The 26,394-nt window shown below is 37.0% G+C and carries 23 protein-coding genes; 15 read left to right on the top strand and 8 right to left on the bottom strand.

Annotated features, from left to right (window positions below):
- Nucleotides 1–436: 436 nt before the first annotated feature.
- From X953_RS03625 to X953_RS03635, 3 genes are all read left to right on the top strand, one after another.
- Nucleotides 437–1,357: a CAP domain-containing protein gene (locus X953_RS03625; protein ID WP_040954403.1), complete on the top strand. Its 921-nt coding sequence runs from the start codon at nt 437–439 to the stop codon at nt 1,355–1,357.
- Between the two features lie 1,050 nt (nt 1,358–2,407).
- Nucleotides 2,408–3,403, top strand: a complete 996-nt coding sequence (locus X953_RS03630) for a glutaminase (RefSeq protein WP_040954404.1) — start codon at nt 2,408–2,410, stop codon at nt 3,401–3,403.
- A 23-nt stretch (nt 3,404–3,426) separates the two neighbouring features.
- The gene (locus X953_RS03635; protein WP_040954405.1) at nt 3,427–4,095 is read left to right on the top strand and encodes an SOS response-associated peptidase; all 669 of its coding nucleotides are present in this window, start codon (nt 3,427–3,429) and stop codon (nt 4,093–4,095) included.
- 123 nt (nt 4,096–4,218) lie between these two features.
- Here X953_RS03635 and X953_RS03640 read toward each other — a convergent pair whose 3' ends face one another.
- Nucleotides 4,219–5,583 (bottom strand): sodium:alanine symporter family protein, encoded by a 1,365-nt coding sequence (locus X953_RS03640; RefSeq protein WP_040954406.1) that lies wholly within the window; start codon nt 5,581–5,583, stop codon nt 4,219–4,221.
- 257 nt (nt 5,584–5,840) lie between these two features.
- Between X953_RS03640 and X953_RS03645 the strand changes: the two genes are divergently transcribed.
- Together X953_RS03645 and X953_RS03650 are read left to right on the top strand one after the other, a co-directional pair.
- Entirely contained in the window at nt 5,841–6,137 is a 297-nt protein-coding gene (locus X953_RS03645; protein ID WP_040954407.1) for a YtxH domain-containing protein, read from the top strand.
- Nucleotides 6,138–6,167: 30 nt separating this feature from the next.
- Nucleotides 6,168–6,986, top strand: coding sequence for a YihY/virulence factor BrkB family protein (locus tag X953_RS03650; RefSeq protein WP_040954408.1), 819 nt, complete (start codon nt 6,168–6,170; stop codon nt 6,984–6,986).
- A gap of 17 nt (nt 6,987–7,003) precedes the next feature.
- Here X953_RS03650 and X953_RS03655 read toward each other — a convergent pair whose 3' ends face one another.
- Both X953_RS03655 and X953_RS03660 read right to left on the bottom strand, forming a co-directional pair.
- Complete coding sequence (locus X953_RS03655; RefSeq protein WP_040954409.1) at nt 7,004–8,944, bottom strand: heavy metal translocating P-type ATPase; 1,941 nt, start codon at nt 8,942–8,944, stop codon at nt 7,004–7,006.
- 222 nt (nt 8,945–9,166) lie between these two features.
- Nucleotides 9,167–10,342, bottom strand: coding sequence for an MFS transporter (locus X953_RS03660; RefSeq protein ID WP_040954410.1), 1,176 nt, complete (start codon nt 10,340–10,342; stop codon nt 9,167–9,169).
- A 145-nt stretch (nt 10,343–10,487) separates the two neighbouring features.
- Here X953_RS03660 and X953_RS03665 point away from each other — a divergent pair, with 145 nt between their 5' ends.
- From X953_RS03665 to pdaA, 4 genes are all read left to right on the top strand, one after another.
- Entirely contained in the window at nt 10,488–10,880 is a 393-nt protein-coding gene (locus X953_RS03665) for an OsmC family protein (RefSeq protein WP_040954411.1), read from the top strand.
- A gap of 68 nt (nt 10,881–10,948) precedes the next feature.
- Complete coding sequence (locus X953_RS03670; protein ID WP_040954412.1) at nt 10,949–11,746, top strand: YfkD famly protein; 798 nt, start codon at nt 10,949–10,951, stop codon at nt 11,744–11,746.
- 379 nt (nt 11,747–12,125) lie between these two features.
- Nucleotides 12,126–13,433, top strand: a complete 1,308-nt coding sequence (locus X953_RS03680; RefSeq protein WP_040954414.1) for a Na+/H+ antiporter family protein — start codon at nt 12,126–12,128, stop codon at nt 13,431–13,433.
- 54 nt (nt 13,434–13,487) lie between these two features.
- On the top strand, nt 13,488–14,282 hold the full coding sequence (pdaA, locus tag X953_RS03685) for a delta-lactam-biosynthetic de-N-acetylase (protein ID WP_040954415.1): 795 nt from the start codon (nt 13,488–13,490) through the stop codon (nt 14,280–14,282).
- 29 nt (nt 14,283–14,311) lie between these two features.
- On the opposite strand, the gene X953_RS03690 is transcribed toward pdaA, so the two are convergent.
- Nucleotides 14,312–16,006 carry a bifunctional diguanylate cyclase/phosphodiesterase gene (locus X953_RS03690; RefSeq protein ID WP_040954416.1) on the bottom strand — a complete coding sequence of 565 codons (1,695 nt, stop codon included), beginning with the start codon at nt 16,004–16,006 and terminating at the stop codon, nt 14,312–14,314.
- Between the two features lie 13 nt (nt 16,007–16,019).
- Nucleotides 16,020–16,397: a PilZ domain-containing protein gene (locus X953_RS03695; RefSeq protein ID WP_040954417.1), complete on the bottom strand. Its 378-nt coding sequence runs from the start codon at nt 16,395–16,397 to the stop codon at nt 16,020–16,022.
- Between the two features lie 161 nt (nt 16,398–16,558).
- On the opposite strand from X953_RS03695, the gene mbcS reads away from it, so the two are divergent.
- The 6 genes from mbcS to X953_RS03725 all read left to right on the top strand — a co-directional run bounded on the left by mbcS (nt 16,559) and on the right by X953_RS03725 (nt 24,439).
- On the top strand, nt 16,559–18,133 hold the full coding sequence (mbcS, locus tag X953_RS03700) for an acyl-CoA synthetase MbcS (RefSeq protein ID WP_040954418.1): 1,575 nt from the start codon (nt 16,559–16,561) through the stop codon (nt 18,131–18,133).
- 277 nt (nt 18,134–18,410) lie between these two features.
- Complete coding sequence (locus tag X953_RS03705; protein ID WP_040954419.1) at nt 18,411–20,540, top strand: ATP-dependent Clp protease ATP-binding subunit; 2,130 nt, start codon at nt 18,411–18,413, stop codon at nt 20,538–20,540.
- 322 nt (nt 20,541–20,862) lie between these two features.
- The gene (locus X953_RS03710; protein WP_040954420.1) at nt 20,863–21,738 is read left to right on the top strand and encodes a ComEC/Rec2 family competence protein; all 876 of its coding nucleotides are present in this window, start codon (nt 20,863–20,865) and stop codon (nt 21,736–21,738) included.
- 772 nt (nt 21,739–22,510) lie between these two features.
- On the top strand, nt 22,511–22,888 hold the full coding sequence (locus X953_RS03715) for a GntR family transcriptional regulator (RefSeq protein WP_040954421.1): 378 nt from the start codon (nt 22,511–22,513) through the stop codon (nt 22,886–22,888).
- Nucleotides 22,878–23,735 (top strand): ATP-binding cassette domain-containing protein, encoded by an 858-nt coding sequence (locus tag X953_RS03720; RefSeq protein WP_040954422.1) that lies wholly within the window; start codon nt 22,878–22,880, stop codon nt 23,733–23,735. Before X953_RS03715 ends, X953_RS03720 begins: the two co-directional genes overlap by 11 nt.
- Nucleotides 23,736–23,737: 2 nt before the next feature.
- Entirely contained in the window at nt 23,738–24,439 is a 702-nt protein-coding gene (locus X953_RS03725; RefSeq protein ID WP_040954423.1) for a hypothetical protein, read from the top strand.
- Between the two features lie 9 nt (nt 24,440–24,448).
- Here the strand turns inward: X953_RS03725 and X953_RS03730 are convergent, their stop codons facing one another.
- The 3 genes from X953_RS03730 to X953_RS03740 are packed head-to-tail and all read right to left on the bottom strand — an operon-like array spanning nt 24,449 to nt 26,340.
- Nucleotides 24,449–25,228 (bottom strand): ABC transporter permease, encoded by a 780-nt coding sequence (locus X953_RS03730; protein ID WP_052350029.1) that lies wholly within the window; start codon nt 25,226–25,228, stop codon nt 24,449–24,451.
- Nucleotides 25,228–26,136: an ABC transporter ATP-binding protein gene (locus tag X953_RS03735; RefSeq protein WP_040954425.1), complete on the bottom strand. Its 909-nt coding sequence runs from the start codon at nt 26,134–26,136 to the stop codon at nt 25,228–25,230. The genes X953_RS03730 and X953_RS03735 overlap by 1 nt, the downstream gene beginning before the upstream one ends.
- Complete coding sequence (locus tag X953_RS03740; protein WP_040954426.1) at nt 26,137–26,340, bottom strand: PLD nuclease N-terminal domain-containing protein; 204 nt, start codon at nt 26,338–26,340, stop codon at nt 26,137–26,139. It abuts the gene before it with no gap.
- Nucleotides 26,341–26,394: the final 54 nt, after the last annotated feature.

The following is a 26,394-nucleotide window of genomic DNA, read 5'->3' on the forward strand; positions in this document are numbered from 1 at the left end:
AGTTCCTCCATTGCTGACAATTTTCTTCTATAGTGATTCTACAAATTACCTCAATTTTTGGGGGTGGAAACAGAAGTGTCATTGTTTAGTAAATACTAATAAAAATAATAGTATTACAGATAAACGTAAAGTAGTTTCACCCAAAAAATCAAGTAACATTTTGTTTACAAAAACCTTCCTATTGTAATATAACAGGTCTGTTTAGAGGGCTGTCAATATTCTTTTTGCTGAAATATTTCCCAGTTTACATAGAATCTTCCTCAATCACCAAATTGTATTCTTTAGCTATTTTCTTATTTTACAAGGATTATGCTAGTTAACTTTCACTCTAGTAACATAAAACAGTGGTTGTGGGAAATCCTTCCACAAATATTACAAAAAACGCATGGTATGATGTTTTTGTCAAACAAAACAACTCAAAAGGAGAGTGCATTTCATGCTTAAGAAATTTGGCGTAGTAACAGCGTTATCTACTGCATTATTATTCGGAGGAACATTTCAACAAACTGTGGATGCTTCAGCAAATGAGCAGCAAACACAGATTCCAACATATAAAATCTACTATTCTATAAATGGTAATTTGGAAAATATGTCAGGAGATCAATTGAATAGTATTCTAAATAAGTATCTTAAAAATAATAGTATCAATTGGTTGAATTTTGATTGGAATTTGAATGATGGAAGTAAAGAAGAAAAGGCACCAGAAAAAGAAGAAAATACAGAAAAGCCAGTGAAACAGGATAAACCTGTACAAAAAGAAGAAAAGCTAAATAAAGAAGAACCAAATAAAGAAGATACTGTAAAAGAAGACAAGCCTGCCAAGCAAGAGCAAGCGCCTGTAAAAGAAGACAAGCCTGCCAAGCAGGAGCAAGCGCCTGTAAAAGAAGACAAGCCAGTAAAACAACCAGAGGCACCTGTGAAGCAACCAGCTCAACCAGATAAGAAGGAAGAACAAACGAATCAAACACAATCACAGCAATTGAGTCAGTTTGAGCAGGAAGTATTTGAACTAACAAACCAAGAAAGAACAAAAAATGGTTTGGCACCACTAAAAGTGGATGTTGAATTGAGTAAGGTAGCACGTGAAAAATCTCGTGACATGGCTGCAAATAACTACTTTTCTCATAATAGCCCAACCTATGGTTCTCCATTCGATATGATGAAACAATTCGGTATTACGTACCGTGCAGCGGGAGAGAATATTGCTAAAGGACAACGTACCCCTGAGGAAGTTGTGAATGCATGGATGAACAGTGAAGGACACCGTGCGAATATCCTAAGCAGCAAATACACTCATATTGGTATTGGTTATGTAGAACAAGGAAATCATTGGACACAACAATTTATTGGTAAATAATAATAGAGACAGAAGACTAGCATGGAATTGCTAGTCTTCTTTTTTATGGTTCTAATATATATTGGGGTTATTCAATGATTCGGAAAATAGATAAACTTCGACGTAACTTTTGATGTTTAAAGTGTGAAAAAAACTTTGTTGTTGGAAAGCTCACTGAAATATTGAATCTGGTTGCATCACCGCTACGGAAAATACTGCGCTTTTCGGGGCGGCTGATGAGCCTCGGGCCAACACGATGTTGGCCATGAAGGCGTTGCGACAATGGGGTTTGATGGGGCGAGTATGCGCAGCCCCAGGACGTCGCGACTTTAGCCTTCCAACCTCTATACCGCATTCCGGGGTCTCACCGATGCCTCATCTCCCCCAGGAGTCTCCGTATTTCCTCCGCTTAATTTTAATTTTTCAGCAAAAAGTGTCTTTAGTATTAGGTGAAAAAAAGCTCGCTTAACATCTACAATTACAAGTGAAAAGCCCATTCGGCATTTGGTAATATAAAGCTCATACTAATTGATTGGAGCGGAAGGGGGCGACTCCTGCCGGAATAGCATGAGCTGAAGACCCTGCACGGAGCGTAGCGGAGGAAGCGACTGAAGCCATGCCGGGCGGCAAAGAAGACACTGTGAGGCAACGAACAGATGTCGCGCTTGTACCCGGAGGTGTGAAAGCGTCCCCCTGCAGCAGAAATCAATGGGTCCATCCACTTCCTTAAAATGTGACTACTTTAGTTCGCATTTTATTCCAAATATGAATGAACAAAATACGTTTGTACCCCAACACTTGCAGTAGAACCTTTTTTATAAAGAGGCTTTATGATGATCTTAGGCATAAAAATAAGACATTGAAATGGGAATAACTAAGGCGAAGGACTAAAATAGATTATTTTAGGGAATTAATGCAAAGCATATGATAAAAGTCAGGTTTAGAAATGCTCAGCCTGAGTTGTTTGACAATCATCCTTCGTTTTGAATACTGTATAGAAGAGGACAAATCGCTTTTCGTAAATAAGAATGGTCAAGTGTAAGGAGTACATAATAATAAAGGGGTGATTAAATGGTACAAGGTGCAGCTAATTGGAATACAGAACAGACGCAGGAATGGTTGCAAAATTATGTAGATGATTGGGTTTCATTTTATCGTAAGCAAACAGCCGAGGGGGAAGTTGCTTCGTATATACCAATTTTGCAGGAAGCAAATCGAGATCATCTGGGAATATCTATTATTGGTAAAGATGGGATGACTGTACGCTCCGGTGATACCGGAATTCCGTTTACAATTCAGAGTATCTCGAAAGTACTTAGTTTTATTGTAGCATGTATGGAAAAAGGACTTGCCTATATGTTGGATCGAGTCGATGTAGAGCCAACTGGTGAGGCATTTAACTCTATTATGCACCTTGAAATGAGGAAGGTTCAAAAACCATTTAACCCCCTAATTAATGCAGGAGCTATTACAGTGACTTCTATTTTAGAGGGGAATACATCAGATGAAAAATTAAAACCTATTTTGGATTTAATGGAAAAAATCCTTGGTTATAGACCTGCCCTTAATGTAGAGGTATACGAATCAGAAAGAGATTCATCTATGCGGAACCGTGCAATAGGCTATTATTTGCTTGAAACAGGGTTTCTTGAATCAGATCTTAATATTACCCTGGAAACCTATTTCAAACAATGCTCTATTGAAGTGACGGTAGATGATCTGGCAAAAATAGGCGTTGTACTGGCGAATGATGGAGAGGATCCGAAAACTGGTGAGGAAGTCATCCCAAGACAAATAACACGTCTGGCAAAGGCATTAATGCTGACTTGTGGGATGTATGATGCCTCAGGAAAATTTGCTGCATATGTTGGTATACCAGCGAAAAGTGGTGTATCAGGAGGGATCGTTGCCCTTGCGCCACCAAGGGTACGTGATGAAGACCTACCGTTTATAAATGGCTGTGGTATTGGAGTATACGGTCCTGCCCTTGATGATAAAGGGAATAGCTATGCAGGCATAAAGCTGTTACGCCACATTGCCAAACAATGGGATCTGAGTATATTTTAAATTTTATATAAGGAGAGCTTCTCATGTGTGGACGCTACACGTTACTTGCAGAGGAATTGCAAATACTAAATGAATATCAATTGGAACAAGACGGAATAGAGTCTTATCAGCCCAGCTATAATATCGCACCGGGTCAACAAGTGCTGGCAATTATTCATGATGGGAGAAGGAAGCGGGCAGGTTACCTGCGTTGGGGTCTTGTTCCCTCATGGGCAGAAGATGAGAAAATTGGTTATAAAATGATCAATGCAAGAAGTGAGACGGCACATCAGAAACCAAGCTTTAAAAAATTAATGTCTAGAAAAAGATGTTTGATCGTCGCGGATAGTTTTTATGAATGGAAAAAAGCGAATGGAGAAAAACAACCTAAGCGAATTCATACAAGCAATCGACAATTATTTGCATTTGCAGGATTATGGGATAAATGGGAATCACGAGATAAAGATGTTTATACATGTACGATTTTAACAAAAGATGCCAACAATTTTATGAGGGATATCCATCATCGAATGCCAATTATTCTACCAAAAGATAAAGAGGATATATGGATAAGACCGGAAAAGCAGTCACCGATAGAAGCGCATCAATTTCTAGCTTCACTTTCTGCAGAAGAGCTTACGGCATATGATGTTGGAACACACGTTAATTCTGCGAAAAATAACGATGCGGTGTGTATTGAGCCGATAGCATAAAAAAGTTGACCCGGTGAAAACAGGTCAACTATTTTAATGAAAGGATATATGAAATTTCGTCTTTATTATTTTTTATGCATGAACCTACACAGTCTGCTTCAGCCCTTGCACCCTTCGAAAAAATTAAGCGCTTCTTCCTGCTTTCTGCGCTTTCTCTTGTTCTTTTTCCTCTTTGGCTACTTTCAAGAACTTCTTTGTTTCGTATACAACGACACCGGAGAGACCTAGTAGACCAATTAAGTTTGGTGCCGCCATGAGCGCATTCATTATATCGGAGATTGCCCATACTACGCTTAGCTTTTCGATGGCACCATAGAAAACAGCTGCAACAAAAACAATTCGATAGTATGGAATAGCTTTTTCACTGAACAAATAACCGAAGCATTTCTCTCCATAATAAGACCAGCCAACTAATGTAGAGAATGCGAATAATACAATTCCGATTGTTACAATCATGCCGCCGAAATCACCGAGGAATTTACCAAATGAGGCAGCAGTTAAGTCACCGCCAGAAAGGTCCCCGCCGTACATGTTTGCCATAACAATGGTAATACCAGTAATAGAGCAAACGATGATTGTATCAATAAATACCTGAGTCATGGAAACAAGTGCCTGACGCCCAGGATAGTCCGTTTTTGCGGCAGCCGCGGCAATTGGAGCAGAACCTAAACCAGCTTCGTTTGAGAACACGCCACGGGCGACCCCATAACGTATAACCGTACCTAGGATACCGCCACCAAGTGCACTACCTGTAAATGCATCTGAGAAGATTAAACCAATCGCTGCTGGTACAATATCCAAATTCATAATGATAATAATTAATCCGCCAAGCACGTATAATGCCGCCATAATCGGAACGAAAAAGGCAGTTACACGCCCAATACTTTTAATACCCCCAAGAATAACTAAACCAACTAAAACAGTAAGAATAATACCAGTTGCCCATCCGGGTACATTAAAAGACCGTTCTAAAGCATCAGAAACTGAGTTTGATTGAACCATATTTCCTATACCGAAGGCAGCACATGCACCAAATATAGCAAATAATACGCCAAGCCATTTAGCTTTCAAACCTCTTTCCAAGTAATACATCGGGCCACCAGACATTTCGCCTTTACTGTTTGTCACCCTGTATTTAACAGCTAAAATTGCTTCAGCATACTTTGTAGCCATTCCAAATAAAGCAGAAAGCCACATCCAGAATACTGCACCAGGTCCTCCTAAAACCACAGCTGTTGCCACACCAACAATATTACCGGTACCTATGGTTGCGGCCATGGCGGTAGTTAACGCCTGATAGTGACTAATGTCCCCTTTTGACTTTTTGTCCTGCTTGGACGGACTGAAAGCGAGCTTAAGCGCATAAGGCAATACTCTGAATTGCAAAAAGCCCAGACGAAAAGTCAAATATAAGCCTGTTCCCACAATTAGAATTAACGTGGGTGGGCCCCAGACAAAGCCACTGATTGCATCAAGAATTTCATTCATGTTTTCTTCCCCCTTTGCCATCATTTAGTTTTTTGTATCTATAATAAATATTCCGAAAATTTAGTTCAAATGTCAAGTAATTTTGTAAAAAAAGGTTAAAAAATATTACAAGTTAGTTGAGTAATGTTGAAAAAGGGAAGCATACTGAAAATCAAGACGAAATCTTTTGCTTATCTTGTAAGTAGATGATTATAATAGAGGTAGATAGTAAGTTAACGTTTTAGAATACTTATACATACATAAAGGAGAGAAATTGGATGGCAAAACGCAGATTAATTACCGGAATTTTATTAGGAGCAGTAGCAGGTGGCATAGCAACATTATTTGACAGAGAAACGAGAAATTATACAAAAGGTAAGCTTAAAAATGTAAAAGCTGGGTCCAGTTATCTTATTAAAAACCCTTCAGATGCTGTACATAAAGTCCGTGTAGCTTTTGATGAATTTAATACGAAAATTACCAGTGGTTCAGAGAATGCAATTAATGCATTGGAACAAGTAGAATCAACCTTGGAAAAATATACAAATAAAGAGGGTTCCTCACGAATAGAATAGAGGTAGATAGATGTTGGGAGAGTGGTTGATGTGAATGAAGTGGTTACATTCGGTAAGGAATTATATTCAAAGATGGAACAAACGGATGTCTTTGGACTAGCAGCTCAATTAGCTTATTTTTTCTTACTCTCACTCTTCCCATTCCTCTTATTTGTTCTTACACTTGTAGGATATCTTCCTATTGGGGAGATATCCATTATTGAATTTGTTGGGACATATGCTCCACCTCAAATTAATGAATTAATTAATACGAATATTACGCAGCTTGTAAACGAACGCAATGGCAGTTTATTATCATTCAGTATTATTGGCACGCTTTGGTCAGCATCGAATGGTGTTAATGCAATTATGCGTGGATTCAACCGGGCTTATGAAGTGGACGAAGATCGTTCGTTTATCATTTCAAGACTAATTGCAATTGTACTCACAGTCGCAATGGTTATTATCATACTGACCGCATTCTTACTACCTATCTTTGGTAAAATGATTGGTGTATATCTTTTCTCATTTATTGGTTTGTCTGAAGGGTTTATTACCGTTTGGCAGGCGTTGCGTTGGGTAGTATCCTCTGTTGTTTTCTTTATTGTTTTCCTGGCCTTGTATAAGTTGGCTCCAAACAAGCGGATTTATTTCAAAAACGCTATTTGGGGAGCTATATTTGCTACTGTATTTTGGCAGCTGACTTCACTTGGTTTTTCCTACTATGTAAGTAGTATTGGCAATTACTCTGCTACCTATGGAAGTCTGGGTACAGTTATTGTTCTAATGATCTGGTTCTATCTATCCGGAATTATTCTGATGATGGGTGGAGTCATTAATGCTGTACTAAGAACAGAAAAATTAAAATAGCTGCCGTAAGCCGGCAACTATTTTAATAAACGTAACCCATTTAGTATAACCAAAATAGTACTCCCTTCATGGCCAATAACGCCCAATGGCAGGTCGAGTAATTGAAAAAAGTTAGAAAAGATTAAAATTATAATTATGCTCAGAGAAAAAAAGACGTTTTGCTTAATAATTTTATTCATTTTAGTAGAAATAGCAATTGCTTCCGTAATCCTCGAAAGGTCATTTTTCATTAGCACGATATCTGCAGTCTCCATTGCTACGTCAGTTCCTTCTCCCATTGCAATTCCGACGTTAGCACTTGCTAATGCTGGAGCATCGTTAATTCCATCTCCCACCATAGAGACATTCTTGTATTGCGCTCGTAACTGCTTTACATGAGTAACTTTTTCTTCCGGTAAACAGTTAGCTATATAACTGTTTATCCCAGCTTCTTCAGCAATTATTTTGGCAGTAAGCTCATTGTCACCAGTTAACATAATTGTAGTTATACCATGCTTTTTTAATAAGGATATTGCATTCTTTGCATCTTTTCTTATCGTATCCTTTAGTGCGAAAACTGCCTGGATTTCCTTATTCTTCTTGGCAAAAACGATTGTTTTCCCCTGATTTGCCAGCTTATTTGCTATTCCATCACGGAAGTTCATCGCCTCTTCTTTACCAACGAAGTTCGATTTACCAACCTTCCAGTGATCACCTTCGACTATAGCTGATACCCCATTTCCACTGAATGTTGTCATATCAGAGACTTCAGATGCTAAATTATCAAAACCTTTTTCTTTCGTAAATTGTACGATGGACGTTGCTAATGGGTGAGTGGAATACTTTTCAATTGCAGCTACGACCTGCAATGTTTCCTTTTCGCTTTCATCTTCCTTATAAAAAGCTTCTGTTACAACTGGCTTCCCATTCGTCAATGTACCCGTTTTATCAAATGCTACTGCTTTTATATGGCTTAGATTTTCAACATGCACACCGCCCTTAAATAATACACCGTTTTTTGCACTATTAGAGATTGCTGATAAAGTTGCCGGCATAATAGAGGCAACCAAGGCACAAGGTGATGCAACAACAAGTAAGATCATTGCTCTATATATGCTTTCCGATAATGTCCAATTAAACAATAGATATGGTAAGAACATCATAAGGATAACGACAGCTAAAACAATTTTTACATAGATCCCCTCAAATCTTTCAATAAATAACTGGGAGGGTGACTTTTCATCCTGTGCCTGTTGTACAAGATCAATTATTTTTTGGAATAATGTTTCGTTTGCCGGTTTTGTAATTTCTATTGTGATGGTTCCATTCAGTGCCACTGTTCCTGCGTACACATCTGCATCCTGTGTCTTTTCCGCGGGAAGAGATTCACCGGTTATGGCACTTTCATCTATGGAAGTTGTTCCTTTACTTATTTTTCCGTCGGCGGGTATGCGTTCCCCCGCACGTATGATAACGGTGTCTTTAACCTGTAATGTGCGCACAGGAACTTTCTTTTCTACTCCATTCTTTATGATAACTGCTTCCTCTGGTTGTAAATTCATAAGAGAGGAAATTTCTTTGTTGCTTTTGTTAAGCGTATAGGTTTCTAATGCACCAGATAATGCAAATATGAAGATTAGAATGGCTCCCTCTGTCCAATAGCCAATAATGGCTGAGCCAATTGCTGCAAAAATCATTAACATTTCAACATTTAATTCTTTGTTGGTGATTGTTTCTGTAATGCCTTCCTTTGCTTTAGCATAACCACCAATAATAAATGCGAGTAGGTGGAGAATTACGAAAGCAGTACTGGTTAAATGAGACTCAAACATCCAAGCAAAAAGAATTACGATACCACTGATTAGCGCGGCAATCAACTCTTTATGTTCCTTCATCTTGATAAAGGGTTTCTTATTCAACAAATTTCTTTTAAACTGGTTTTGTTTTAAATTGTAAATCGAATCTGCCTCTGTAGTCATCCCAGCACCTCCATTTTACTATTCATATGATAATTACAGTGAGAATGATTATTATTTATAATTATTATAAATTAATACTTATTATTATATTATCATGAGGTAGGAAAAAGTCAAGATAATAATCGTCTTTTTTAAATAAAACCATAGAGGAAGAGAAGGTAATTTTAGAGGATCATTAGGGTTATTCAGATCAGTATATAAAAAAACCGGTTAGCACGATGTCTAACCGGTTTGTTCACCTATAGAAGAGGTATTTGCTTTTTTAAAATAAATGGCTCCCATAATCAGAAGCAAGATGGTCATAATTAAATAAAAAAAGGATAGATCAGGGAAAAGTTCAACATATAATCCTCCCAGGAATGGGCCACTAATACTTCCAAGACTAAAGGTTACACCTACCATTAGGTTACCAGCGGGAAGTAATTCTCCTGGAAGTAAATCTGTCATATAAGAAATACCTAAGGAGAACAACGAACCAACAAACATTCCCGACAAGGTGAATAAAATGAACAGCCCTACAACAGAAGTTTCTAATAATGCTGCTAAACCAAAAGTAATAACTCCACCAGCTAAAACGAATAATAAGACTGGTTTCCTTCCTAGTCGATCACTAAGAATGCCTAAAGGAAGTTGTGTGATAAGACTTCCAAATGCAAAGCAGGGAATAATTAAAGAAAGCATGTTCACATCATGACCTATTCTTAGACCATATACTGGAAAAATACCATGTAAAGATGCTTCAAGGAATCCATAACCAAATCCTGGTAATAATGCAATCCAGGCAATCTTCCCTGTCTGAATAAATCTTCCAATGGAGCTTGTAGTAGTAACTGTTTCCATATCATTCTCGGGCCACATATTTTTCACAAAAAACATCATAGACCAAACCAGCAAACTTAGCCCCGCTGAAGCTAGGAATGGTAATGCCTCATTAACGGATAACATTCTGGTCATCAATGGACCTAAAGCAAATCCCAGACCGAAGAAAAGACCATAATAAGCGATACTTCTACCTCGGGTTTCCTTCGTAGCTGTAGTGGTAATCCATGTTTGGGTTCCGAAATGCAGCATCTGATCCCCAACACCAATAAGCATTCGAAGTATAAACCAAAACCATAAGGCTTCCCAAAATGGAAAAAGAGCCAACGATAAAAATACGAGCATACCCCCAATAAGGATTATTGGTTTAAAGCCCAATCTTCTCATAGGTTTTTCCATGAAAGGGGAGGCCAGAATGACACCAATATACAATCCAGTAGCATGCAATCCATTTACAGAAGAAGATATTCCACCATGCTCAAGAATAATAGCTAGAAGAGGTAGAAGCATTCCTTGTGAAAAACCGGAAATTGTAACAAGTGATATTAATATCCAAAAACGTGTTTTTGCAGATACCATGTTTATGTTCCCCACCTTTATCTGTCCTCTAATCTAATTGGTTTTTTTCTGCAAGTCAATGATCAAACAAGTAATTCGTAAAATAATAGGTTATTATGGTACAAAGAATATATAAGATAAGATTTACCTTAGGAGGATGTAAAATATGAAATTAGTGATGAAGGAAAATGGATTGAGAACTGAATTAGAGTATGGTGTTTTAGATATATCCGGGAATGAAGAATATGGATTTCGCCCGTATCAGCTAATGGTTGCTTCCATAGCTGGTTGCAGTGGTTCTGTTTTTCGTAAAATTTTAGAAAAACAACGCACAGAAGTAGATGACATGCAAATAACCGCTGAAGTGGAGAGAAATCCCGAGGAAGCAAATCGCATAGAAAAGATTACGTTAAACTTTAAAGTTCAAGGAAAGAATCTGGATCCAGCCAAATTGCAAAAAAACCTGGAAATCTCTCGTAAAAATTGCTCAATGGTCCGTTCTGTAGAAGGAAGTATTCAAATTGAAGAAAATATAGAAACAATTGAATTAAGCAATTAAGCTGTATTTAAACGTATAAAATTCATATGTCCGAAAAAACTATAGGAAAAAGGAAGGGATATGGACATATGAAATGGAATAATAAAATAGTCTTGCTTTTGTTTACTATTGCACTGCTTTTCCCTGGATCCACGCTTGCTGCTGAAAAGAAGGAAAAGTCAAAAGAGGAATATGAAATTCCCAGTCACGTATTAAATATCTCAAAGGAAAATACCTTTCCGAATTCCACAGAAGATCAAGAGGTTATCGAACCTAGTGAATTGGCAAAGGAATTAATGGATGAGGTAAAGGTACCGATAAAGAATCCAGATTTGATTAAAATGCTCAACGAAAGTACGATTAAGCCGTCACCAATTGCTATTGGATATCGAGGTATGATCTATCTCGGACGCTGGCCATTGAATTATCATTCTTCAGAAACAACAATAAATTGGGAGTATCAGCCAATAAATGAAAACGAGTTGAATAATCTTGGTGGGGATACCGACCAAAAATTAAACTATGTACAACAAGAGCAGAAAGAAATAAAAGGTGCCTTGACGAATAAAATTGCTAACCCTGACGATGTGAAAAAAATGATGTTACTTACATCTAAAGACAAAACGAAGCTACCGCTTTCGTATGAAACCATTATCGGAAAGAACACAAAAAAGAGCAATTCCTATAATGTGCCAGTAAAAAAGCTTGGTGAATTGGAGACTTATGCACCTGCTGTTAATGAAAAAGGGCAAGTAACTTTTGGAGAAGTCTATTTGGAATTAAAAGGCTCCAAAAAAGCACTTGTTATCAAAAATGTAACAAAGCAAGGAATCGGTGCATGGATTCCAATTCAGGATCACGTCTCATTTTCCTATAGTCTGAAATAAGTCCCCAGAATTTCCTGGGGTTTTTTTGTTGATATAGTTTAGATTTTTACATACTTTAGCTCTGCAGCTGATTAATCTTATGTGCGGCGAATACTTCCGCTCTGCAGCGGATATTCCAGCTCTGCTGCCGATAGTTTTGTCGGTAGTTAGCAGTTTACTCCAACTCTGTACATGAAATTGTATAAATAATGTTTTATCCACTCCCCTCCTGAAAGACTTCTTTTCTCATGAACAAAAAATCAAACATACCGCACACATATAATATTTACAAATACATCCATTTAAGAAAAAGGGTTGATTTTAACACTTTAATACTTTATCATAGTGAAGTATTAAATGATTTATAAATTTTACTGAACTGAATGTAGGGGGAAGAATAATGGAATGGGTTGTTGTTGTATCCGTACTTGTTATGACAATACTTAGTTTATTAAGAGTGAATGTAATCATTGCGATTATCGCAGCAGGACTTGTAGCAGGATTAATGTCCGGCTTATCAATTGTAGACTCCATTGATATGCTCGTAAATGGCATGGGTGGTCAAGCAAATACCGCACTTAGTTATATATTGCTCGGTGCTTTTGCAGTAGCGATTAGTTATACAGGGATAACGTCCATACTTGTAAATTATCTTATTAGAGTGCTGTCAGGAAAGAAAACTATGATGGTCTTGGCAATAGCAGGTGTAGCATCTTTATCACAGAACTTAGTGCCAGTGCACATTGCTTTTATTCCAATTTTAATACCACCATTACTAAAGCTCTTTGATCAAATGCGTCTTGATCGTCGTGCAGTGGCAACTGCACTAACGTTTGGATTAAAAGCACCTTATATTATGATCCCAGCCGGATTTGGTCTTATATTTCACCAAACAATTGCAGATGGGATGAATCAAAACGGTGCAACCATATCTATGAGCGAAGTAGCATTATCAATGCTTATTCCCGGTTCAGGAATGATTGTCGGCTTGTTGTTTGCTGTATTTATTTCTTATCGTAAAGATCGTGTTGCGATTGAGGGGGCAGGTGGAACAGACGCCACTATTACAACTGATGTGGAGAAGGTTTCCTTCAACAAAACTCATGCACTAACAATCTTAGCAATCATTGGTGCATTAATTATCCAAATCATATTTGAGAATTTAATTTTTGGAGCACTAACTGGATTATTTCTTATGTTCCTATTTCTTGTCGTACCTTTTAAATTGGGAGATAAAATTGTTTCAGACGGCATCAAAATGATGGGATTCATCGCGTTTGTTATGTTAGTTGCATCCGGTTTCGGTAACGTGCTAAAAGAAACAGGTGCAGTTAACGCTTTAGTTGAAGTATCATCTGGTTTTTTAGGTGATAACAAAGTCGTAATATCGTTTGTACTGTTACTTGTTGGCCTACTTGTTACGATAGGCATTGGTTCTTCATTTGGAACGATACCGATTATAGCTGCACTCTATGTACCAATATGTATAGCAGCAGGATTTTCTCCATTAGCTACTGCTGCACTTATCGGTACAGCAGGGGCACTTGGTGATGCAGGTTCACCAGCTTCAGACAGTACACTTGGGCCAACTTCTGGATTGAATGCAGACGGAAAGCACCATCATATATGGGACACAGTAGTGCCAACATTTATACATTATAATATTCCTTTATTCCTATTTGGTTGGATTGCTTCAATCGTTTTATAACGGTATAAATAAGCTTATAAAAGGAAAAGGTAAGATAAAAACAGGTGGGTTGTTATGCGAAATATAGTGAAAATCCTAATCTCAATCTTACTTTTCCTTTCTATTTCTTTACCTCATACTGCCTTGGCAGGAGGATATGGTTGGGGATACAAGAAAAATAATAATCATGAAATACCTGATGTAGGTAAATATAAAGACATACTTGATAAGTATGGAGCATATTATGCTGATTTCTCTGGAGAAAAAAATATTTATTTAACGTTTGATAATGGGTATGAAGAAGGTTATACGGATAATATTCTTGATGTATTAAAAAAAGAAAAGGTACCAGCTACATTTTTTGTTACAGGGCATTATGTAAAAGATCAGCCTGAATTGGTTAAACGAATGGTGGATGAGGGCCATATTGTCGGAAATCATTCCTATCACCATCCTGATTTTACCATTATAGATAAAGATAAAATCAAAAAGGAATTGCAGACGTTAGAGAAGGCCGTAGCAGAAGTGTCCGACCAAAAAGACATGAGATATGTCAGGCCACCAAGAGGGACTTTTAGTGAACAAACATTAAAATGGACATATGATTTAGGCTATACCCATATTTTTTGGTCCTTAGCGTTTATTGACTGGCATACAAAGAAGCAGAAAGGCTGGAAATATGCGTTTGAACAGGTGATGGACCAAATTCATCCTGGAGCGATCGTCCTTTTGCATACTGTTTCTTCAGATAATGCGGAGGCATTGCAGCATATGATTACAGAGTTAAAAAAACAAGGATATAGCTTTAAAAGTCTAGATGAATTAGTGATGAAGGACCACATACCTGAAATGATTTATGGTCTGGAATAAAAGGAAGAAGGTTGACGCTGGAAGCAGTGTCAACCTTCTTTCATTTCACTAACTTCCTTTATTTTAAATGTGTTTTTTCCCGCTCTTTTAGCCTCATACAATGCCAGATCGGCTTGTTTATATAAGCAATACTCCGTAATAGTAGGGGCGTTTGCTGTAGCAATGCCGATGCTACTCGTTACCTGAAGAGATATATCAAATATCTTCAAAGGTTCTTGAAGGGCATCTACAATTCGATTAGCCAGCATAATCATTTCATTTTTCTCTTTACAATCGGAAATCATTATTGCAAATTCATCCCCGCCTAAACGAGCAATCACTTGATTCTGTTTAAGACAAGCAAGAACTCTTTGAGCAAACTTTTTAATGATAGCATCACCTGTATCATGACCAAGGTTATCGTTAATGTCTTTAAAACGGTCAATATCCAACACAAAGAGACTGATCATTGCGGATGACTCACCTTGATTGAAATCCTTCACCATTTTTTCTAAATGCTCATTGAAGTAGCGCCGATTTGGAAGCTCTGTTAGAGAATCATACATTGCTAAATATTCCAGTCGCTTTTCATATTCTCGCTGCATCGTAATGTCTCTTGTTAAAACCATCATTTGAACAAAACTTCCTTCATCATTAAAGATAGGATCAGCAGATATCTCTGTCCAGATCCATCCTCTTGTACGATGCTGTTGTCTAAATTTTAATGTACATGACTTTCCTTGTTTAATGGATTGCAAAATTTGTTCATTTAGCTTCGGGCGATCTTCAGGATGGGTATTATGCAAAAACAGCTTCTCTTTATATTCTTCAAAATTATATCCTAAAATTTCTTGATAGGAAGGAGATACATATTTAATTATTCCGTTTTTATCTAATAACGTAATCAGTATATGTCCATGTTCCGATATAATATGAAAACGCTCATCGCTTTGTCTTAATTTATCCAATGTTTGCTCCTGTTCCGTAATGTCTTTAAAGATACTGTAAACACCAGTTACCTCTGTGTTTATAATAATTGGATTAAACTTCAACATAAGCTTTATTTCTTTCCCGGATTTACTCTTTATTGCTAAATGGAGTTCCTGGAAGTTCCCATTAAGAGCTTCATTAAAATGTTCCTCCACTTTAGGGATATCTTCTTGGATAACAAATTCATAATAGCTCTTTCCCTGTATCTCTACAATATCATAACCCGTGATGGAACTTGCAGCTGCATTACCGTTTAAAATTTTACCATCAAAATCAACAGACACAATTGCATCCAAATTATAGGCATAAAGAGATTGGTATCGCTGATTGCTTTCAAGCAATTTTTTTCTGGATTTATCTGCTTCTTGCTTTGCTTTTTTTTCCGTTGTTATATCTTTCACAACTGCAACTATAGTAGTACATTCATTATTCTTGTTGAAAAGAGGGGTTAATGTAGTCTTGGAGTATAATGTTTCATTATTAACAGAGAGAAAAGAATCTTCATAGGTAGTAACCCTTTTCTCTTTACAGGTAAAACTATATTTCTTTTCAAGCAGGTTTGCTTTTGACTCTGCATTCACTTCACGAAACGATTTTCCTATTACCTTTTCTGATAAACCAGTACCTTCCATAGCAGCGAGGTTAAGAAAATTATAATAAAAGGAGGGGCCTGGTTTTACATCTATAATAAATAGCATATCTTGGATCCCATTCATAATCATTTGTTGATCATATTTTATTGAATCTTGTCTCATTTGGCGCCTCCTCTCAAATGCTATCTGTCACATGGTTCCTTGCATATGTTTTTAACTGCTCTGTTAGTTGTTTTTTGGTCATGTCATCTGTTATAAATTGAACTCCATAGTCATATGATTTCGCTTTTGGTTTCTCCCATATGACCTCTGTTCTTATATCAAATTCTTGATTGTTTAACTCAAAGGTAAGAGTAAGCTGGATCAAATTGTCAGCTGAGGGGTGTAAACGCAGGGAAGTATTTAATTTAGCTCCCTCTGGGCTAATATCAATGATCGTAGCTTCGCCATTAGAAGTCTTTACTATTTCATTATTAACCTTTGAAATATAAAAACGTGCAGTAAGTGGATGTTCAAATACATATCGAAAGGGTGCATTTCTTCTATATCTCATGTATAGAGCCTCCTTTATCAATGGTTCAATTGTAACATTTATATCGGAATGTTTTCACTTTAAATGGAGAAAGATATGCTAACATTGAAAAGTTTGCCTGTTTAAAATTTTCTAAAGTTTTGATATAATTATTTAGAAACTTTGTTGGGGAGATGAGCATAGTGAACAGAGAAGAGTTAATCGCGCCAAATGATTATAATATTGTGATGGAAATGGAAAAATACGCAAAGGATCCAAGTAAAACGGCACTATTATGGGAAGATGAGCATGGAAATGAACAAGATATTACCTACACGCAATTAATTAAAAATACCAACAAAATTGGTAACGCTTTCCTGAGTTCAGGATTAAGTAAAGGTGACAAAATACTTGTTATGATACCAAGACTAATAGAAGCATACGAAGTCTATTTGGCAGCATTAAAAACGGGAATTATAATTATCCCGAGTTCTGAAATGCTTAAAACAAAGGATTTACAGTATAGAGTAACCCACGGAGAAGTAAGTGGGGTTGTAAGCTATTATCCGTTTGTTGATCAATATAATGGGATCAATGAATATGAGCAATTAAAAAAGTTCGTTATTGGAAAGGAACAAGATGGTTGGTTGAATTTGGATGTATTAAAAGAAGAAGCATCTGACGAATTAGACATTGCAGCAACCACAAGAGATGATATTGCTTTTCTCCCGTATACTTCAGGGACTACTGGCAACCCAAAAGGGGTCGTACATACACATGGTTGGGGATATGCTCATTTCAAAACAGCTGCAGAAAATTGGTTATGTATTAATGAAGGAGATAAAGTATGGGCAACAGCGGGTCCTGGCTGGCAAAAATGGATATGGAGTCCATTTTTATCTGTCCTTGGTTCTGGTGCAACCGGATTTGTGTATAATGGTAAATTTGATGCAAAAAAGTATTTGCAACTATTGCAGGATAAAGAGATTAATGTACTGTGCTGTACACCTACGGAATATCGCATAATGGCAAAGGTGGAAAACCTGGATGATTACCAATTGCCTGCTCTACATAGTGCGGTATCTGCTGGTGAACCATTAAATGTGGAGGTTATTGATACCTTCAGAAAGTATTTTAATATTACCGTACGGGATGGTTATGGACAAACAGAAAATACATTATTACTTGGTATTATGAAAGATATGGAAGTAAGACCTGGCTCCATGGGAAAACCTACACCCGGAAATGATGTTGAAATTATTAATGAAAAGGGTGAGCCTGCTGAGATTGGCGAAGTTGGAGATATTGCAGTTAAGATCAATTGTCCAGCGTTATTCAAAGAATATTATAAGGATGATGAGAAAACGAAAATGTCCCGGCGAGGTGATTACTATTTAACCGGAGATCAAGCTTCCAAGGATAAGGACGGGTACTTCTGGTTCGAGGGGAGAAGTGATGATATTATCATTAGCTCTGGTTATACAATCGGGCCATTTGAGGTAGAAGATGCGCTTGTAAAACATCCATCTGTTCAAGAATGTGCTGTTGTAGCAAGCCCTGATAAAATTCGAGGGCGTGTTGTTAAAGCGTTTGTAGTTTTACGAGAAGGAGTGCAGGAGGATTCAGCTTTAGTCAAAGAACTCCAAGATCACGTAAAGGAGTGGACTGCCCCATATAAGTATCCAAGGAAGATAGAGTTTTTGAGGGAATTACCTAAGACTACTTCTGGTAAAATAAGAAGAGTCGAATTGCGTAATAAAGAAAAGGTAAAAAGTTAATAGAGCAGGAATAAAAACAGGTCGGGTCTAAATAGATTCACCTGTTTTTTATTTAGGTAATTGTGGAATAGGTAGTAGTGGGAACAAACCTAAGTAAAGGTCTTCCGAAAAACAAAAATAAATTTGATCAAAGTACTTGAAAGTCAAAAAAGGTCAGAGTATAATATGAATCAAAGGTCAAATATAGTCAAAGTCAAACTTAAGAAATTGACCTTCATATACCAGTAGTTAACAAATTTAAATAGACGAATGTAATAACTTATAGGAGGAATGGAAAATGCAATGTCAACAATGTGGAGTAAACCCAGCAAGCATTAATGTTACAATGCAAATTAATAACGAAAAGGTGCAAATGCATGTATGTAATACTTGTTTCCGGGAGATCCAGGGTAAAATGATGAACCTCTCTGATTCATCATTTAGTGGAAATGCACAAGATGCATTTTCTAATCAATTTTTCCAAGGCAACGGTTCTTCAAAAATGGGAACAACAACAAAACAAAAACAAGGTAATAACAATGGCCTTATTGACCAATTAGGAAAAAACCTATCTCGGGCTGCAAATGCAGGGCTTATTGATCCTGTTATCGGTCGGGACATTGAAGTAAAACGTGTAATTGAAACATTGAATAGAAGAAATAAAAATAACCCTGTTCTTATTGGAGAACCAGGTGTAGGTAAAACAGCTATTGCGGAAGGACTTGCTTTAAAAATTTCTGAAGGTAATGTTCCAGCTAAACTAATGAACAAGGAAATATATTTATTGGATGTAGCTTCCTTAGTTGCCAATACAGGAGTACGTGGACAATTTGAAGAGCGTATGAAGCAACTAATTCAGGAACTGCAATCTCGCCAGGACATCATTCTTTTCGTGGATGAAATTCATCTGTTAGTAGGTGCGGGGACTGCTGAAAGTTCTCAAATGGACGCAGGAAATATTTTAAAGCCTGCGTTAGCTAGAGGGGAATTGCAATTAATTGGTGCCACTACATTAAAAGAATACCGTCAAATTGAAAAAGATGCTGCATTAGAACGCCGTTTCCAACCAATTATTGTGAAAGAACCTTCCGTTGAAGAAGCAGTACAAATACTAAACGGAATAAAAGATCGTTATGAAAGCTTCCATGAAGTGCGCTATTCAGATGAGGCCATTCAAGCGTTTGTAACATTGTCTCAACGCTATATTCAAGATCGGTTTCTACCAGATAAAGCTATTGACTTAATGGATGAAGTAGGCTCTCGCCTTAACCTGAAAAATGCGGAGAAAGATTCTGATTCCATTGAGCACCGGTTAAATGAAATTATTAAGGAAAAAGAACAGGCTGCAGAAAAAGAGGATTACGAACGTGCAGCAAATCTTCGTTACCAGGAGATTCAACTGCAAAAGCAGTATGAAAAAGCCAAAGACGAAGCACAGGTTATTGATGTAGATATTTCTGATATTGAATTGATTATTGAAGAGAAAACGGGCATCCCCGTAACTAAGCTACAAGCAGAAAATCGAGAAAAGCTTAACAACATTGCAGCAAATTTAGGTGCTAAAGTAATCGGACAAGAGGATGCAGTGCAAAAAGTAGCGAAAGCCATAAGACGCAGTCGCGCAGGGTTGAAGTCCAAATACCGCCCAATAGGTTCCTTCCTATTTGTAGGGCCCACTGGTGTAGGGAAAACGGAATTGACGAAAGCATTAGCTGAAGAACTATTTGGAACGAGGGACGCATTGATTCGCCTTGATATGAGTGAGTATATGGAAAAACATGCAGTCTCTAAGATTATTGGTTCACCTCCAGGCTATGTAGGTCATGAGGAAGCAGGTCAATTAACAGAAAAAGTACGTCGTAACCCATACTCTATTCTATTATTAGATGAAATTGAAAAGGCGCATCCCGATGTACAGAATATGTTCCTGCAAATTATGGAAGACGGACATCTAACAGACTCACAGGGTAGAACAGTCAGCTTTAAAGAAACCGTCATTATAATGACTAGTAATGCTGGTACTGGTGTAAAAGAAATTAGTGTCGGCTTTAATAAAGAGGCACACGAATCAGTATCTACTCTTGAAAACCTGGGAGCTTATTTTAAGCCGGAATTTCTAAATCGATTTGATGCCATTATTAACTTCAATGAACTAACAGAAGAAAACTTAATGGAAATTGTCGATCTTATGCTTGAGGATTTACAGAAAAATATGGAAGAAAGTAATATTTCCATTACCATTACACCGGAAGCAAAGCATGAGCTTGTACGAATTGGCTACGACCGCCGCTTTGGCGCAAGACCTTTACGAAGAGTAATCCAAGATAAGATTGAAGATCAGTTAACTGATTTAATTCTGGAAGAAGAAAACGTAGAAAATGTTCATGTAGACTTTATTGAAGAAGATATTATTGTAAAAAAAGCTTAATCGGTAAGTTAAAGCGCCATATGAGGAAAATCCATCCTCATGTGGCGTTTTTTTACTTATCAATTTTTTATCGGTCTTAATGTATATGTTGGGGTTATCCAGTGATTCGCAAAATAAAATCTAATGCGAACTAACTATATCTGTGGCAATACACTCGTTTTACTGCAGATTAACTATAGCTATGGTTTGAATCCCTAAGAAAGTTGGATCATTTATAATAAGGATTCAATTCAATTACAGGAATGAAATAAATCTCTTCTACTCATAATATGGATAGCATTGTGTGAAACTATAGCTAACCTATTATGAAGGATGGAATGATATGGTGAAAAACACCTTTTTCCTATTTATCGTTTTCTTCACAGTAATTACTCTTTTTCCGGCTTCTTCTTATGCTAAGGAAAGACAAATGGATATGGAGGTTCATTTTATAGATGTAGGCCAGGGTGATAGTATATTAATCCAAACCCCTCAGAATAAAAACATTTTAATTGATGGTGGCCCCCCAGATGCTGGTGAGAGAATCGTTTCATATTTAAAAAAGGAGGGCATCAAGAGTATAGATCTGCTTGTAGTAACACATCCCGATGTTGATCATATCGGGGGGCTTCCACATGTTATGGGTCAGATACCCATAAAAAAGATAGTGGATTCGGGCAAGCTTCACACTACCCGAACATATGGTAAATATGTTCGTCAGATTCGTAAGCAAGAAATCCCTGTACAAATAGCCAAAATTGATGACCAGCTGAAAGTGGACAGCGAGCTGAAAATACAGATTCTAAATGCATTTGAGAAAATGAAAACAAATAATCAATCTTCCATTGTTTTAAAGTTAACTTATAATAAAATGGATTTTCTACTTATGAGTGATGTGGAGATAGAGCAAGAAAAGGAATTTATTAAAAAACATAATTTACAGGCGGAAATTTTAAAAGTTGCACATCATGGATCGAATACAAGTACTTCGTTAGGTTTTTTAAAAGAGGTAAGTCCTCAAGTTGCTATATTAACGTATAGCAAGCAGAATGATTATGGTCACCCGGTTGATCGGGTAATTAGAAATTTGACCAAAGTAAAATCACTTATTTATTCCACTGCTGCATTTGGAAATATAGTAATACGAACTGACGGTAAAAATTATATAGTTGAGCCAGAGCAACATCCAGTTCAAAAAATGATAGAAGAAGTTAGTTAGTATCCTCTTATGCAAGGGGATACTTTTTTGCTGTTTTAAAATATGGTTCTAATAAATAGGCTGGGGTTATTCAATAATTCGGAAAATAAATAAACTGCGACGTAACTTTTCGTCTTTAAGTTACGTATGAAAAATATCTTTGTTGTTGGAAAGCTCACTGAAATATTGAATCTGATTACACCACCGCTACGGAAAACACTGCGCTTTTCGGGGGTGGCTGATGAGCCTCCTCATGCTAACGCATTCCGGGGTCTCACCTATGCCTCATCTCCCCCAGAAGTCTCCGTATTTTCCTCCGCTTAAGTGTTACTTTTTAGCAATAAATGAACTTAGTATTAGATGTAAAAAGGTCATCTTTGCATCGTCAAGGACAAGTGAAAGGCCCACTCCGCATTTGGAATATTAAAGCTCATACAAATTGATTGGAGTGAAATGCGGCGACTCCTGCCGGAATAGCATGAGGCGAAGACCCTGGACGGAGCGTAGCGGAGGAAGCGGCTGAGGCCATGCCGGCGGAAAGCGTCCGCATGTAACGGAAATCAATGGGTCCATCCGCTTCATTAAAAAAGAGATATACTTTAGTTCGCAGTTTCCTCCAACTATGAAATAACTAAATACGTTTCTCCAACATTTGCAGTAGAACCTAATAAAATATAAATGGTTATAAACTAACAATTATTTTTCATTAATTTCTGAAAATAACTTGACTTCCCACTTTAAAAGTTATATGGTTAATTACATAAGTAATGAACCAAACAACGAAGGTGAGCGAATGAAAAATACTTTAGATGAAAATAAACCAATTTTTCTTCAGATTAAAGAGCAAATAGAAGACTCCATTATCAATGGAACGATGAAGCCTGAAGAGAGAGTCCCGTCCACGAATGAATTTGCAGCTTACTATCAAATAAACCCGGCTACAGCTGCTAAAGGAATCAATGAACTTGTTGCTGAATCAATTCTTTATAAACGGAGAGGTGTGGGGATGTTTGTTACTAAAGATGCGCAAATCATATTAATTGAAAAGCGTAAAGAGACGTTCTATGAAAATTTTATCCGCCCATTAAAAAGTGAAGCGAGGAAACTAAAGATTTCTTCAGAACAATTAATGGAATTAATGAAAAGGGAGGAGCCTGAGGATGAAAATTGAAGTGAGTAATTTAACGAAGCGTTACAAGGATAACATTGCTTTGAAAGGAGTATCTTTCACGTTACAAGAACCTAAAATTTATGGATTGCTTGGAAGAAATGGTGCTGGAAAAACTACCTTTATGGATATACTGGCTGGGAATATCCTGGCAACAGAAGGGAAAATTCGTATTGATGGTGAAGATCCATTTGATAATCAACGGTTAAATGAAGCCATTTGTTTAATAAAAGAAGGAAATAATTTTAAACGAGATTTGAAAGTCAAAAACGTACTAAAAATTTTTTCTTATTTTTATCCGAAATGGGATCAGCAATTAGCTGATGATTTGGTACGTGAGTATAAGTTAAATGTGAACGCAAAAATAAAGACATTATCTAAAGGCATGGAATCATCATTAGGAATTATTGTAGGTCTGGCTAGCAAGGCAGCTATTACCATTTTTGATGAACCGTATATTGGCCTTGATGCCGTAGCAAGAAAAAAATTCTATGAGCTGTTATTAAGTGAGTATGAGGAAGAAAAACGAATGATCATTTTTTCCACACATCTGATTGACGAGGTCAGTCTCATGTTTGAAGAAATTTTGATTTTGGAGGAAGGGAATTTAATTGTTAAAGAGGAGACCGATGTACTGCGCGAGCACACTTGTGCAGTAACTGGAAACGCAGAACAAGTGGAAAGCTTTATACAAAATAAGCGAATCCTTGAAAAGAAACAAATTGCCGGTATGATGACAGCCTATATTTATGGAAACAGGGAAGAAGCTGCGGAATTAGGATTACAGGCCGAAAGCATACCTATCCAGGATTTGATGGTGTATTTAACAGATAAAAGGAAGGGAGCTTAACGATGAAAAAACAACTTAAGGGCTTATTATATTTCTATGTAACAGACTTTCGTTATTCTATGGCCATCTTTTGGACGATCTTATTAAGCATCTTAGTTTTGACCATGTCAGTAGCCTATTTTCTACTATCTATAGAAAATGGCATGATGGCATTTTCCCTTACAGCTCCTATTTATGTCTATTGTGCAATTTTAGGTTATCTATCTGTAAAAGAAGCGATCCCTTTTTCCATTAAAATGGGAGCAACAAGAAGGAATATGTTTATTAGTTTCGGTATCTTTTTTCTTTCCCTTTCTTTTTTATTTTCCACATTTGCAAGTTTACTACAAGAGACAGTAAGTTATATAAATGGATTCTTCGGGATGGACAATTTCTATTTTTTACACCTTGCCTATTTTTTGGAGGATACATGGTACAGTAGAATTGTTATTGATACATCCATTATGTTCTTCCTGTTTTCCGTCATGTTTATGGTTGGGCTCTTATTTTATAAGTATGGGCTAGCTGGTGGTGGAAGTGTACTTGGAGTTCTGATGGTTATGCTATTACTAGGAATTGCTAAAGGTTGGATTTTTGAATTTTTTAAAGAGATATATGCAACATTTGATCTTGTTTATTTCTTTCAATTATTAGGGATTGCATTTGTTATTTATCTATTCACCTATATTTTTATACGAAGAATAACCATATGGAAAGTTAAGTAGAACTGGGCCCTAACGGGAGCCCAGTTCTTTTTTTTGTATGATAATTATTGAAAAAAACAGCAACAACCCAATGCATCCAGCTGTAATGGAGGAGGTAGCAATAAGCTCGGAAGGAATTTCACCAGTAAGGAGCATTGTATGAATATATTCCGAGATTTTATTTGGACTCCATGTCAAAATATGATGAAATACTTTTGTGAGCACGCTCATAGCTATAACCGTTCCAGCGGATAGAAAGGCTACCAGGCCAGGAGTGTGAAATAATGAATTATAGAATATAGAGATAGTTATTACTAATGTAAGCCAAATTCCATAGAAAAAAGTAACTTGTATTAACTGAAGCAAGGAAAACGATCCAAATAAAATATTAATATAGTACCAACTGCAAACTAAAGAAAGGAAGAGTGCTGTCCATATTAACACGAACAGGGATGCCCATTTTGCTGTAATGTAATTTGCGTAGGAAACAGGCTTCACAAGAATTAATTCAATAACCCCACTTTTTTTCTCGGAAGCGATTGAACCCATGGATATTAGCACAATTATCAAAACTCCCAAGCTGCTTAGCTGGCCTAAGCTCATCATGATAGCCTCTACCGGCGTAAATTCAGGTAATTCAAGGACAGCCCCTTCTGGTAGCCCGCCTACCGATTTAATAATTTGTGGTAAATAATAATTGGAGATAGGATCCATGATAGCTATCAAAATCATTACTAGTGGAAACCAGAGCCATTTTTTATTCCGCCAGTTTTCCAGCATTTCTTTTTTAAAAAGAGCTGACCATTGCATTATCCATTCACCACCTTTATAAACAATTCTTCCAAGGAAGCTTTATTGATTGAAAAATATTCCAAGGGCCATTCTTCATGCACAGCCTTTATTAAAATATCCTTCCGTGCCTTAGAAATGTCTTCCGCCGTGAGACGGATAGTATTTTGCTCCTTGTAGCCGTTAATGATCGAGGGTATACGAAGAAGCTTTTCAAGGTAAGCAGTTGAATTGTCTTTAAATTCTATGTCAATAGTAGCAGTTTGATATTTTTGCCATAAATCACTCAGTTTACCTGATTCAAATAGCTTACCTCTGTTTAATAAAAGTAGTTCATCACTAATCTCTTCAGCATCTGTCAGAATATGAGTGGAAAAAAGAAGACACATTTCTTTCTTCAATTGTTGCATTAAATTTAATATTTCTCTTCTGCCGATTGGGTCTAAAGATGACACTGGTTCATCTAGAAGCAATAATTTTGGTTTGTGAATAATGGCTTGAGCAATACCAAGGCGTTGTTTCATACCGCCGGAATATCCTGCAATTTGCCGGTTCTTAGCCTCAGAAATGCCGACTTTATCCAATAACTGATTTGCTCGCTTAGCTGCTTCTTCTTTAGATAATAAAGCAAGCCTTCCACTGTGAATGAGGAATTCGTTCCCTGTCATCCATTCATGGAAGACAGGGTGTTGTGGTAAATAACCAATATCAGAACGGAAGTCCTTCCTCTGCTCATGTTCGTTAAATATAATCTCACCGGAAGTGGGTTTCAAAAGCCCTGCTAGTATACGAAGAATAGTTGTTTTTCCAGCACCATTAGGGCCGAGTAAAGCAATACAAGTTTGGGAGGGAAACGCGAATTCAACATCTTTCACAGCATAGGTATCCCGATATTTTTTAGATAAGTTTTTTACGGTTAACAAATTCATTTATCCTTGCCTCCTGCCAAACAGGAAATAAAGGATTGGACCAATGATATTAATGAAAACAATTATAAGGAACCACAACCACTTAGGGCCGTTAGTTTGTGCTGTTTTTGCCAAGTCAATTAGTGCAATAATTAATAATATACCTTGAATAACAATCAATGGGGCGATGACTGCCCAGTTTATGGAACTCCAGATTTCTTGCATATTACCACTCCAATCGGTATTTTATAGTAATTTCTGTTCTACCTTCCATTCTTC

This window comes from Virgibacillus sp. SK37 (genome assembly GCF_000725285.1).
GTDB lineage: Bacteria > Bacillota > Bacilli > Bacillales > Amphibacillaceae > Virgibacillus_Q.